This is a genomic window from Pantoea sp. WEP (assembly GCF_041678305.1).
GTDB classification, from domain to species: Bacteria; Pseudomonadota; Gammaproteobacteria; order Enterobacterales; family Enterobacteriaceae; genus Pantoea; species Pantoea dispersa.
Map to the genome: position 1 here is coordinate 207,978 of NZ_JBGNXB010000001.1, position 12,043 is coordinate 220,020.

Annotated in this window: 9 protein-coding genes; 3 read left to right on the forward strand and 6 right to left on the reverse strand. The window is 57.4% G+C overall.

What is annotated here, in order from left to right:
* Entirely contained in the window at positions 1-1,443 is a 1,443-nt protein-coding gene (treB, locus tag ABVR31_RS00965) for a PTS trehalose transporter subunit IIBC (RefSeq protein WP_150361662.1), read from the forward strand.
* Positions 1,427-3,091, forward strand: a complete 1,665-nt coding sequence (gene treC / locus ABVR31_RS00970; protein WP_371221881.1) for an alpha,alpha-phosphotrehalase — start codon at positions 1,427-1,429, stop codon at positions 3,089-3,091. Before treB ends, treC begins: the two co-directional genes overlap by 17 nt.
* Positions 3,092-3,143: 52 nt before the next feature.
* Here the strand turns inward: treC and ABVR31_RS00975 are convergent, their stop codons facing one another.
* The 6 genes from ABVR31_RS00975 to ABVR31_RS01000 form a co-directional block, all read right to left on the reverse strand.
* The gene (locus ABVR31_RS00975) at positions 3,144-3,929 is read right to left on the reverse strand and encodes a hypothetical protein (RefSeq protein ID WP_021507898.1); all 786 of its coding nucleotides are present in this window, start codon (positions 3,927-3,929) and stop codon (positions 3,144-3,146) included.
* Between the two features lie 48 nt (positions 3,930-3,977).
* Positions 3,978-5,384 (reverse strand): radical SAM protein, encoded by a 1,407-nt coding sequence (locus tag ABVR31_RS00980; protein ID WP_372771701.1) that lies wholly within the window; start codon positions 5,382-5,384, stop codon positions 3,978-3,980.
* Positions 5,384-6,658 (reverse strand): glycosyltransferase family 2 protein, encoded by a 1,275-nt coding sequence (locus ABVR31_RS00985; RefSeq protein ID WP_372771702.1) that lies wholly within the window; start codon positions 6,656-6,658, stop codon positions 5,384-5,386. The genes ABVR31_RS00980 and ABVR31_RS00985 overlap by 1 nt, the downstream gene beginning before the upstream one ends.
* A 13-nt stretch (positions 6,659-6,671) precedes the next feature.
* Positions 6,672-8,045, reverse strand: a complete 1,374-nt coding sequence (locus ABVR31_RS00990) for a glycosyl transferase family 2 (RefSeq protein WP_222951500.1) — start codon at positions 8,043-8,045, stop codon at positions 6,672-6,674.
* Between the two features lie 400 nt (positions 8,046-8,445).
* Positions 8,446-9,798 (reverse strand): MFS transporter, encoded by a 1,353-nt coding sequence (locus ABVR31_RS00995; RefSeq protein ID WP_021507894.1) that lies wholly within the window; start codon positions 9,796-9,798, stop codon positions 8,446-8,448.
* A gap of 171 nt (positions 9,799-9,969) precedes the next feature.
* Positions 9,970-10,872, reverse strand: a complete 903-nt coding sequence (locus tag ABVR31_RS01000; RefSeq protein WP_371221885.1) for an FCD domain-containing protein — start codon at positions 10,870-10,872, stop codon at positions 9,970-9,972.
* Between the two features lie 135 nt (positions 10,873-11,007).
* Here ABVR31_RS01000 and ABVR31_RS01005 point away from each other — a divergent pair, with 135 nt between their 5' ends.
* Positions 11,008-12,036 (forward strand): zinc-binding alcohol dehydrogenase family protein, encoded by a 1,029-nt coding sequence (locus ABVR31_RS01005; RefSeq protein WP_125310450.1) that lies wholly within the window; start codon positions 11,008-11,010, stop codon positions 12,034-12,036.
* Positions 12,037-12,043: the final 7 nt, after the last annotated feature.

Below are 12,043 nucleotides of genomic sequence, written 5' to 3' on the forward strand. Positions count from 1 at the left end.
ATGAAAACCATCAGTCGCGAGATCATTAACGATCTCATTGACCGCGTGGGCGGTCGGGAAAATATTCTGTCACTTTCGCACTGTATTACCCGCCTGCGCTTTGTGCTGCAGGATGTCGACAAAGCCGATCCGGCGGCCATCCGCGCCACGCCCGGCGTTAAAGGATGCTTTAACGCTGCCGGACAGTTTCAGGTAATTATTGGAACCGAAGTTGACACTTATTATAAAGCGTTAGTTGAAGCACTAAATATTAGTGAGACCTCTAAGGAGCAGATTAAATCTGCGGCGCGCAGCCAGATGAAATGGCACGAGGCATTATTATCCCATTTTGCTGAGATATTTTTCCCGTTATTACCGGCGTTAATTAGCGGCGGTTTAATTCTCGGTTTCCGTAACGTGCTCGGCGATATTGCCGTGGCGGATGATAAAACCCTGGTGCAGCTCTATCCCGGTGTGAAAGGGCTGTACGATTTCCTCTGGCTGATTGGCGAAGCGATCTTCTTCTATTTGCCGGTGGGGATTTGCTGGTCGGTGGTGCGCAAGCTGGGTGGTACGCCAATCCTGGGGATTGTGCTGGGCATTACGCTGGTTTCACCGCAGCTGATGAATGCGTATCTGATTGGCAGCCAGGTGCCGGAAGTGTGGAACTTCGGCTGGTTCAGTATTGATCGGGTCGGCTATCAGGCGCAGGTGATCCCGGCGTTGCTGGCCGGGCTGGCGCTGGCGAAAATCGAACTGGCGCTAAAACGTATCGTGCCCGCCTATCTGACGCTGGTGGTGGTGCCGGTGTGTGCGCTGCTGCTGTCGGTTTTCCTCGCCCACAGTCTGATTGGCCCGTTTGGCCGTCTGATTGGCGACGGCATCGCTTTTGCGGTGCGTCACCTGATGACCGGCAGCTTCGCGCCGATTGGTGCCGCGCTGTTTGGCTTCCTGTATGCGCCGATGGTGATCACCGGCGTGCATCAGACCACGCTGGCGGTTGATCTGCAGATGATTCAGAGCATGGGCGGCACGCCGGTGTGGCCGCTGATTGCGCTGTCCAATATTGCACAGGGTGCTGCGGTGGTCGGCATCATTATCGCTAACAAAGATCGTGCTGAACGCGACCTCACCGTGCCGGCCGCCATTTCAGCGTGGCTCGGCGTAACGGAGCCGGCGATGTACGGCGTCAACCTCAAGTACCGCTACCCCATGCTGTGCGCCATGATTGGCTCTGCACTGGCGGCGCTGCTGTGCGGCCTCAACGGCGTGATGGCCAACGGCATCGGCGTAGGTGGCTTGCCGGGCATCCTCTCGATTCAGCCACAGTACTGGACGGTTTACTCGCTGGCGATTCTGGTGGCGATTCTGGTTCCGCTGCTGCTGACCATCATCATCACCAAACGTAAAGCGGCAACCGCCATCATCAGCCAGGCAGAGGTGCAACATGAACAGGCACGCTGAATATCCCTGGTGGCGCCAGGCGGTGATCTACCAAATCTATCCCAAAAGTTTTCAGGACAGCGGGGCGCGCGGCACCGGCGATCTCAACGGTGTGATTCAGCGGCTGGATTATCTGCAGCAGCTGGGCGTCGATGCGCTGTGGCTGACGCCGATCTATGTGTCGCCGCAGATCGATAACGGTTACGACGTGGCGGATTACACCGCCATCGATCCCGCCTATGGCACCATGGCCGACTTTGACCACCTGCTGGCGGAGACGCACCGGCGCGGTATGTGCATGGTGCTGGATATGGTGTTTAACCACACCTCGACCGAGCACGACTGGTTTAAGCGTGCCGAAGCCGGTGAACAGCCGTACGTCGATTTCTATATCTGGCGCGACGGGGTGCCCGGTACGCCACCCAACAACTGGCAGTCTAAGTTTGGCGGCAGCGCCTGGGCGTGGAACGAACGGCGTCAGCAATACTATCTGCACCTGTACGCGCCGGAGCAGGCCGATCTCAACTGGGAAAATCCGGCGGTGCGCGAGGCGTTAAAGCAGGTGTGCCACTTCTGGGCGGATCGAGGCGTCGATGGATTGCGGCTTGATGTGATCAACCTGGTGTCGAAGCACCAGGATTTTAGCGACGATCTACCCGGCCATGACGGGCGGCGCTTCTACACCGATGGCCCGCGCATCCATGACTACCTGCAGGAGTTCAACCGCGATGTGTTCACACCGCGCGGGCTGATGACGGTGGGGGAAATGTCCTCGACCACGCTGGCCAACTGCCAGCGCTATGCTTCGCTGGCGCAAAACGAGCTGTCGATGACCTTTAACTTCCACCATCTCAAGGTGGATTATCCCCAGGGCGACAAATGGACGCTGGCGGCACCGGACTTCGTTCAGCTCAAGGCAATTTTTGCGGAGTGGCAGCGCGGGATGCACGACGTGGCGTGGAATGCGCTGTTCTGGTGTAACCACGATCAGCCGCGTATCGTCACGCGCTTCGGTGATGAAGGCGCGCTGCGCATCGCCTCGGCAAAATGCTTTGCGATGTTGCTGCACGGCATGCAGGGCACGCCCTATATCTATCAGGGCGAAGAGCTGGGAATGACCAACCCCCATTTCACTCGCATTGAGCAGTATCAGGACATCGAGAGCCATAACATCCACACTGCATGGCTGGCGCAGGGCAAGCCGGAGGCGGCAATCCTGGCGATTCTGGCCAGTAAATCGCGCGATAACAGCCGCTCGCCGATGCTGTGGGACAGCAGCGCCAATGCCGGCTTCACGCGGGGTGAGCCGTGGATAGGCGTGGCGGATAACTCTACGCTGATCAACGCGGCTAATGCGCTGCTCGACAGCAACTCGGTGTTCTATGGCTACCAAACGCTGATTCGGCTGCGTAAGCGTTACGCTATCTTCACCGAGGGCGATTATCAGGATCTGGCACCGGAAGCGTCACACATCTGGTGTTATCGTCGCAATTCGTCGCGTGAAAGCCTGCTGGTGGTGGCGAACCTGAGTCACAGCGCGCAGCCACTGCTGCTGCCGGAAGTTGAAGGCAACTGGCAGGTGCTGATGAGTAATTACAGTGAGGCATCGCCGCCTGGGGCATTGACGCACCTGCGGCCTTTTGAAGCGGTGTATTACTACCAGTCGTAACGGAGAAAACCGGCGGCGCGTTACAGCCGTAAGCAGAACGCGCCGCCAGCACTCACTTCAGCATGCCACATTCCGCCACGGCGAGATAATCGGTATACAGCTGCGGCGAACCGGAAAAGGACGCCAGCTGCTTCCACTCTTCATACATCTGTTTGGTATCCCGGTGCGTGCGCGCAAAGTCAGCCGCGCTGGCGGTGGCGATATCAGGCTGCGGATAAAACACATTCAGCGCCGCTTCACTCTCAATCTCCATCATCACCACATAGCCGTCCAGCCGGTTGCCGCTGTGGCCTTTCAGCAGATGAAACTTCCAGCCGGGATAATCAACGATACGCGCGGCATTCTGCGCGATGAATTGCTCAAATTCCTGCGGCTGCACGCCCGGTCGCAGCGCCAGATAGTGAGTACCGAGAATGCGCGCGGTGCCGCTGCGGGCATCAAAGCGCGGGCCACCCGGCAGCGTACTGTGAGGATTCTCTGCCAGCAGATCGAAATGGGTGAAAATTGTCGGGCGCCGCGCGAAGGTTGCCAGCTGGCGCCACTCGCTGAGCAGCGCGTCCGCGTCGGGATGCAGATGCCAGAAGTGCTCTGCCTCGGCGGTAAGTTCACCGTCATCCTGCATAAAGCGCGCGCGCTGTGCCGCATCTTTCATTTCAAACAGCATAAGGTATTGATCGACGCGCTCGCCGCGCAGACCGCGAAACAGCGTCCAGCGCCAGCCGGGATAGCAGGGGAGATGCACGCCTTTTTCGCGCACGAAGGTTTCAAACTGTTCAGCGGTGACGCCCGCTTCGGTGTCGATGGCGATATAAAAAAAGCTATAAACAGACTGGGACATAACAGGCTCCAGGCACGCCGTCGCGTGCCGTTGAGAGGTAAGGGCGGTTTAGTCGAACTGGGTGTTGATGATGGCTTCTACCAGCACGCGGCCGGTGGGGGTTAGCGTGACGTAGCGGCCATCGCTGTGTACTAACTCGCGCTGCTGCAACTCACGCAGCGCACGGGCGATGGTCGGCTGGGCAAACAGGCTGACGCCAAACTTCTGCTGAAACAGCACATCGTCGAGCGGAATCAGCGTTGACAGCGCCATCTTGCAGCCGTTGATGGCCTGCTGATCCGGCGACATACCGCGCACCGAGGCAATCGGCAGCTCACCGTTATCCAGTGCGCGCTGATAATCGGCGTAGTCGGTCAGGTTAATCAGCTCCGCGCCGGCACATTTGGAGCTGCCGCCAAGGCCAATCGCTACTTCCGGCGCCTGCTGGTCGAGATCGGTAATGATCGCTTTCCACTTCTCCGGCGGTGCGTTGCGATGGTGGAAATACATGGTGGGATGTTCAAGGTAATCGCCATCCAGCCACTGCTCGGCCAGCGCGCGCATCTGATACTGCTGACCCAGACTGGGCATCGCCGCATTCTTACGCTGCCAGGCATTTTCTCCCTCCGCCGACACGCCGGTGCGGCTCTCGGCGAACGGCTTCATGTGCAGCTTGGTGAACACCAGATGCGACAGGTCAAGCGCGCGCGCCTGCTGCAGATCGTCACGCACGTCGTCCACCGTTTGTCCCAGCAGGCCATACATCAGGTCGACGCTGACCAGGGCGAAGCCCAGCTCGCGCGCATCACGAATCACCTTGTAGCAGGCATCCGCGCTGTGCAGGCGACCACAGCCTTTGATCAGGCGGTCCGAGAATGACTGCGCGCCAAACGACAGTTTGCTGAAGCCCAGTTCGCGCAGCTGCGCGAGGAATTCGCGCGTCAGCGTGCCGGGCTCACCTTCGAAGCGCAGCGTGGCCTCGCGGAAGTTGAAATGGTTGCGGTAAAAATCCATTAAGCGCCGCAGCTCATCCGGTGGCAGCAGCGATGGCGTGCCGCCGAACAGGTTGAACTCACCCACCGGCACTTCACCCAGTGCCGGCAGCTGCGCCAGCCACAGTTTCGCCTCCTGAATGTTGCGATCGACGATATCGCGGAACAGCTCAGGCGCGCGCGGCGACTGCGGATTTACAATCACCGTAGGAAACTGGCAGAAATGGCACTTGTAGCGGCAGGTAGGGATATACGCCCACAGATGAATTTGCGGCGCATGGCTCAGGCTGTGCTGCATGGCGCGGAAAAAATTCGGCAGCGGAAAATCGTCGATATCACCGGGAAACACATGGCAGCCAAAAGGATCATGCACCACGTATTCCAGCAAATCGGCGTTTTCCGGCCGGCTAAGCACCTCGCATATGGCCGGGCGAGGATAGTGACGATCGATATCCTGCAGGGATTGCAGCCAGGCAGCACGCATCAGAACACCCCGCCGTTTGCAAAGTAGTTATGCGCCTCACCGGATTCGCGATCTTCGCAGTAATACCAGACAAAGCGGGCGAAATCATTTTCCGTCACCCGGGCAAAGCAGGCCGGCAGCGGCGGTGGCTCGCCAATCTCTGCGCCGACGGCACGACGCAGCGCGGCAAACAGCTCATGGCAGAATTCAAAATAGAGGCGAAACGCCGGGGTTTTGTAGCTGTGAATCGGCAGGAAATCGGTCACGCTCATCTCCAGCATTATGCTGTGAATGCGGTCGAACAGGCGTTCAGCCACCTCTGGCGTGAAGAAATCAATCACCGCGGCATCGTCGCGCAGCAGCGACGGATTCAGCAACACCGGCAGCACCAGATTTTTTGGCACGTAATCTTTAATCGAGTAGTGCCACGCCTGCTGCGCCTGCTCTGCGCTGACATCGGTGAACGGCGTCAGCGCGGTGAGCGTGGGTCGCACATCCTTCATGATGATGGTGCCGTTATGGCCGTAGGCCACGCCTTCAATCACTTCGTGCAGCAGGTTATCCACCCGGCGGCTGTTGATCTGCACGCGGGAATTGGGCGCATACACCGGTTTGCCGCCAGCGGCGATCACCTTGATGCCAAAATCCCAGTCGTCTGACAGATGTTCAACAAACTCACCGTTTTTCAGCTGGTAAAAAATCTCGATGCCGCCCACTTCGTCGTACAGCTGCTTTTCGACGCCAAAGCCTTTGCCGTCCGGAAAGCCGCCAAACAGGGAGAAGGAAGCGTGGCGGCAGCGCAGCGTTTTATCAATCTCCGCATACAGCCGCGGGCGCTCGTGGAAATCCGCGGTTTCGTAGTAGTAGTTACAGGTGCCCAGATCGCCGTTTTGCGCAATCATGGTGCCGACCAGTTCGTCGATCCACAGTGCATCAACGGTGCAGTCCGCATCGGCCGAAAGGATGTAGTGCTTGCGCTGAAAGCCGCTGGCCTCGTCGCGCAGACCGGCGCGCTGTGAGGCGAAATCCATGCCTTTTTTCCGCGCCGAAGAGACGCCCTGCACCGTCTCCTGCAGCTGATGAATTGTCAGCTGCGGATGCTGCGCGGCAAAGGCTTCAATCAGCGCGACCGAGTTATCTGTGGAATTATTATCCACCATGATCACTTCCAGATTATCAAAATTAAACAATCCGCCGGGTGAACGCTGCTGCAATATTGATTCCAGCACCGCGTTAATACGTGCTGCCTCGTTATAAACCGGCAGCACGACAGAAATAAAACAACGGTTATCCATAGTCACTCCTTAACTACACATTAAATATCTGCCGGAAGATGTGATCCGACAGCAGGGATTTTCCTTTCTGATAATTGCGCGTGGCGATGGCGTCACGGCGCGCGTCATCCCGTAATAAAGCACTGACGCGCTGAATAAAATCGGCATCCGGCAGGCCATCATGGCTGGCGGAAATCGCCATCAGTTCGCCTTCAAAACCGTACTGGCCATACACCTCGTGATAATATTCATAGCGGGTGGCGATATAACAGCGCTGATGGCTGATCGCCTCGCCAATCGGATTACCGTAGCTGTCGTAATCCCATGCGGTTAAAAACGACACCACATCGCAGGCGTGATAAAGATCCTGAATGGTGGTGGCCTGTGGATTACGCTCCATAAAGTCGTGATTTAACGCGCCAAAAAAGATGACGTAACGCTCCAGCTGGAACCGGCTAATTAATTGCTTTAATGCGTGATAATGCACGCTGTCTTCCAGCGGATCGCCGGCGACCATTAAATAAACGCGCTGTGGCTGATGCTGTGCGATAAGTTCACTGTTCAGCGCATGCAACAGGTGAATATCCCGATCGAGTCGCTTAGCCGGAATAATTCGCGTGGTGCGGGCAATCACCTTGTCCTGCGCCAGCAACCCAAACTGGCGGCGTAAATCTTTGCGCGGATGGCTCGGGTCAAAAGGATAGGTATTACGCATCACCTCAATTTCGACCTGATGTTCGCACCAGGCCGCCAGCTGTGAGGCTAGCGCCTGGTTCAGCGTGACGTAGGTAATATGCGGCGAGGGCTGCGGCCTGACGGCATGTGGCCAGGGCGCGCTGCCGTAACGCGATGAAGTGGATTCGCTGTTCCACATCAGGTCATGGTCGCGCCACAACACAAACCGGCCGAGCTGTTTTGCGGCTCCGTATTGCGCTATCGCCAGATAGAGCGCGCGGGTAAAAATAATATTATCCGGCAGCGTCCCGTTCTCAATGATTAAATAATTGATATCCAGCGCCTGCCATTTTGCGCACAGCGCGTTTGCCACCGCCTGTGCCATCTTTTCCGTCTGCTGCACCAGGATTTTCTCTGCGGCGGCATCCAGCGTCTGGCTATGATTAATCAGTACGTCATGAATATATTGCAGAAAGGCCGGGTTATAACCTTCCACCTGACGAATTTCATCGTGCCGGACTAATGTAAAATGATGCTTCAGCGAATTAATCTCATTTTCGGAATAGGGACGTCCGAAGTTTCCCTTATCAATTTTTATGTCGTAGCCGATATCAAGAAAGGAGGTGATTCCCTGCTCGCGTAAACGAACGGCAATTTTAGTGGCTTCTACTGTAATACCCGATAATGCCACGGCATCAAAAGAGATAAAAAGGGCCTTGCGTTGTAAATCCATTTGGTCACCACGCTCATACCTGAACATTAATAGTGACTGAACGGTAAGTTAAATTATCCGGTCAAACTTTGATCCAATCCACAAAAGTTTACTGTAGCTAATTAATTCACCTTCGTTAATGCATTAATGGATAATAATGCACTGAGGATGGTGATACATAATATTCGTCTTTGAGTTTTGTCTTAAAATAATAACTATTACCGACGTGTTTAGCGGTATATTTTCCTTATTTCGGGCTTAATAGTGCTGGATAGTGATTGCCATCATGCAGTTTAATTTATCTGATCAGACCCGGACTCAGGCGATAACGCGGCGGCTGGAATAGGTGTGGCGGGCGGATGAAGCAAGGGTGCGCATAACCTGCGCACCCGGAGAAGAGAATTAAGCAGAAACCCTGGTGTTACACCCCATCGGTGATCGGTTTTCTGACCAGCAGCAGGTAAGCCAGCGCGCCGACCACCGTGACGCCCGCACATATCATCAGCGCGAGGCTGAACGATTTGGTGGTATCCAGCACCCAGCCGGTAATTACTGGCGCAAAAGAGGCGAAAACGAAGCTGGCAAAGTTCTGGATACTGCCCACTGACGCCGTCATGCGCGCCGTGACGTTAGCATGGATCAGGCCCCAGCATGAGGTACCGGCAAAGTGAATGCAGAACAGCGCCATACCAATCAGCGTTACCGCGCTGGTGGTGTCGGTGGCGCGCGTCACAAAGGTGGTAAAGGCCGCAGAGAGCAGCATGCCGCTGACAATCGACACTTTACGTACTTTCACCGCGTCGAAACCGCGACGCACCAGCGCATCCACCACGTAACCGTTGAGCAGCATGCCCGCCGCGCCGAACAGGAAAGGAATGGCGGCCAGCAGGCCGGTGCTTTTCAGGTCCAGATGATAGGTCGACTGCAGATAGCCCGGCAGCCAGGCGATGTACAGCCACGCGGTATAGTTGATGCCGCTGAAGCCAATCATCATGCCCCACATGGTGCGCTGCTTAAACAGCCCACGCCACTCGGCGAAACTCAGCGGCTCTTTGCGTGATGCCACGCTGCCCGCCTGCAGATAGTGAATCTCTTCGCCGCTCAGTTTGTTGTTATCCCGGTCGCGATAGGTGAGATACCAGCCAATGGCGAGAAACATACCCAGCACGCCGATGGTGACAAACATGCCGCGCCAGCCCATCACCAGCATCATCGCCGCCAGAATCGGCGGTGCCACCGAGAGACCAATCATCGACGCCGCGTTAAACATCCCCATCGGCATACCGCGATCTTTGATGTTGAACCAGTCGTTGATTACCTTCACGCCGCACGGGTTCATCGGCGCTTCGCCAATGCCCAGCCCGATGCGCACCAGCACAAACTGCGTGAAGTTATGCACCAGCCCGGCCGCCGCCTGGAACAGTGACCAGAAAAACATGCCGATGGCCAGCATAATGCGCGGGCCTTTGCGATCGAGCAGCGCGCCGCACGGCAGCTGGGCTAAACCGTAGGCCAGCGAAAACGCCGACAGCAGCACGCCAATCTCGGTGGCCGATAAGCCCAGCTCCTCGCGGATGGTCATGTTGGCCACCGACAGCGAGCTGCGGTCAAGGTAGTTGATGATGGCGGCGAACAGCAGCAACAGCATGGCGGTGATTTGAATCTTACGGATGCGCGGAGAGCGCACCACATCGGCGCGCGCTGGCACATAATCCTGCCCGGCGTGCTCGGGTGCTGGCGCGGTGGTGCCGCCGCGCGTTGATGTATTTTCCATTGCAACCTCCCAGGTTCGGGTACTTATCGTTATCAGTCTTGGGGTTCCTGCGGCAGCGAAACGGGCTGCCCTAAGGGGCTGCCTTCGAGACTAGAAGTAAACCGCGGGAGATGTTGCAAACATGTTTCTGATTCGTGCGGGCGCTTATGCTTTGTGGTTTTTAATCGGTTTTTAATTGTACTGCCGGATAGAGCGGATCATTGAGTGTTTGGCGGTTCTGAGATGCGCATGCAGCGCACACAGCGCGTCCACATCCTGGCGGCTGATGAGCGCGGTAAGAATCGCCATATGCTCCTCCAGCGCGACAATGTTGCGTTGTTTCAGGTCGCTTTCATCCCATTGATAATGCGAGTGAAAAATCACAGAGATAATTTCCAGTGACTGATTGAAAAACGGGTTGTTGGCGGCGGAGAGAATCAGCGTATGCATCTCTTTATCCAGCGCGGCAAACTGGCGGTAGTTGCTGGCGATGGTGTCGCGCAGCGCGCGATGACGATCCAGCAGATCGCGCGCCTGCACCCAGCGTTCATCACCGGCGGCGAGGTTAAGAAAGCGGGTCAGCGCGTGCGTCTCCAGCATTTCGCGCAGTTCAAACAGCTTTTCGGCGTACTCCTGATCGAATTTCTTCATTCGCCAGTGGCCGCGTTTAACCGGTTCCAGCAGGTTATAGCGCATAAAGCGCAGCAGGAACTCGCGCACCACCACCGGGCTGACCCGCACCTGCTGCGCCAGCTGCAGCTCGGTGAAACTGTCGCCTGGCATCAGCAAGCGCTGGTTAATCAGGTTAAAAAACGCCTGCTCAAAGTGCACCGCCTGTTGGTCGATCGGTGGGCTGAGTACGCTAAACCCATCCTCCTCGCAGGGATCGCGCACGATCACGTAGGTCTCAGCCACTTTTTCCAGCACGCCGCGCTGATGCAGATGCTGCAGCGTGTGCCGCACCGTGGTGCGGCTGATATTAAACATCTCGGCCAGCGCTGCCTGCGGGGGCAGCGGCGAGCGCACATGGCGGCGGGTAATGGCTTCCAGCATTTGATTGATGACGTTCTGGCGCAGATTCTGGCTTCGGCTCATACGGCCCTCCGGTTTTTTATGCATTAAAAACCACACAAAGCCCAAAAAAATCGCGCTGACTCACACTTCGTACAGCGCAACCTCCCGCCGCGGTCGATTTTCGCCATAACTGCGTGAACAGCCCAGGAGGAAACGATGACGAACATGAAAACGCTGGTGGTCGCCGAACCGCGCAGCATGGTGTGGCAGCAGCGCAGCGTACCGACGCCTGCCGCGCACGAAGTCCTGATTAAACCAATTGCCGCCGGCATTTGCGGCACCGATATTCACGCCTGGGCCGGCAATCAGCCGTTTTTCTCCTATCCGCGCGTACTCGGCCATGAGCTGTGCGGTGAAGTGGTGGCGCTGGGCGCGGCGGCGCAGGGATTTCAGCCAGGGCAGCGCGTGGCGCTGATTCCTTACGTGGCCTGTCAGCGTTGCGACGCCTGCTTAAGCGGCAAAACCAACTGCTGTGAACAGATTTCAGTGATTGGCGTGCATCAGGACGGGGGTTTTTGCGAGTTTCTCAGCGTGCCGGACACTAATTTGCTGGCGGTTGACGATGTGGCGCCCGAAGCAGCGGCGCTGATCGAGCCCTTTGCCATCAGCGCCCATGCGGTGCGACGCGCGGCGCTGGTCGCCGATGAGCAGGTGCTGGTGGTCGGAGCCGGACCGATTGGCCTGGGCGTCGCGGCGATTGCCGCCGCAGCCGGTGCACAGGTGGTGGTGGCCGATACCAGCGCTCAGCGGCGCGCGCACGTTGCGCAGCAGTTGCAGCTGGCGACGATCGATCCGCTGGCCGATGATTTTATCGCCGCGCTGCGTGCAGAGTTTGGCGGGCGGCTGGCCGCGAAAGTGATTGACGCCACCGGCAGTCCGGCGGCGATGAACAGCGCCGTGCAGCTGATTCGTCACGGCGGCACCATCGTGTTTGTTGGCCTGCACAAAGGCGATCTGGTGATCCCCGACACCGAGTTTCACAAAAAGGAGACCACGCTGCTGGGCAGCCGCAACGCCACGCGGGAAGACTTCGACAAGGTGCGCGCCCTGATGGCCAGCGGTCAGCTGCGGGCCGATATGATGCTCAACCGCCATTACGACTTCTCGACGCTGGCCGAGACTTTTGAGCCCGGGGTGATCAACAACCCTGAGCTGATCAAAGGCGTCATCCATTTCGCCCGCTAGAGAGCGT

Excerpts from the sequence above, each read along its gene's own strand:
- treB (WP_150361662.1), top strand. The coding sequence starts at position 1 with ATGAAAACCATCAGTCGCGAGATCATTAACGATCTCATTGACCGCGTG.
- treC (WP_371221881.1), top strand. The coding sequence starts at position 1,427 with ATGAACAGGCACGCTGAATATCCCTGGTGGCGCCAGGCGGTGATCTAC.
- ABVR31_RS00975 (WP_021507898.1), bottom strand. The coding sequence starts at position 3,929 with ATGTCCCAGTCTGTTTATAGCTTTTTTTATATCGCCATCGACACCGAA.
- ABVR31_RS00980 (WP_372771701.1), bottom strand. The coding sequence starts at position 5,384 with ATGCGTGCTGCCTGGCTGCAATCCCTGCAGGATATCGATCGTCACTAT.
- ABVR31_RS00985 (WP_372771702.1), bottom strand. The coding sequence starts at position 6,658 with ATGGATAACCGTTGTTTTATTTCTGTCGTGCTGCCGGTTTATAACGAG.
- ABVR31_RS00990 (WP_222951500.1), bottom strand. The coding sequence starts at position 8,045 with ATGGATTTACAACGCAAGGCCCTTTTTATCTCTTTTGATGCCGTGGCA.
- ABVR31_RS00995 (WP_021507894.1), bottom strand. The coding sequence starts at position 9,798 with ATGGAAAATACATCAACGCGCGGCGGCACCACCGCGCCAGCACCCGAG.
- ABVR31_RS01000 (WP_371221885.1), bottom strand. The coding sequence starts at position 10,872 with ATGAGCCGAAGCCAGAATCTGCGCCAGAACGTCATCAATCAAATGCTG.
- ABVR31_RS01005 (WP_125310450.1), top strand. The coding sequence starts at position 11,008 with ATGACGAACATGAAAACGCTGGTGGTCGCCGAACCGCGCAGCATGGTG.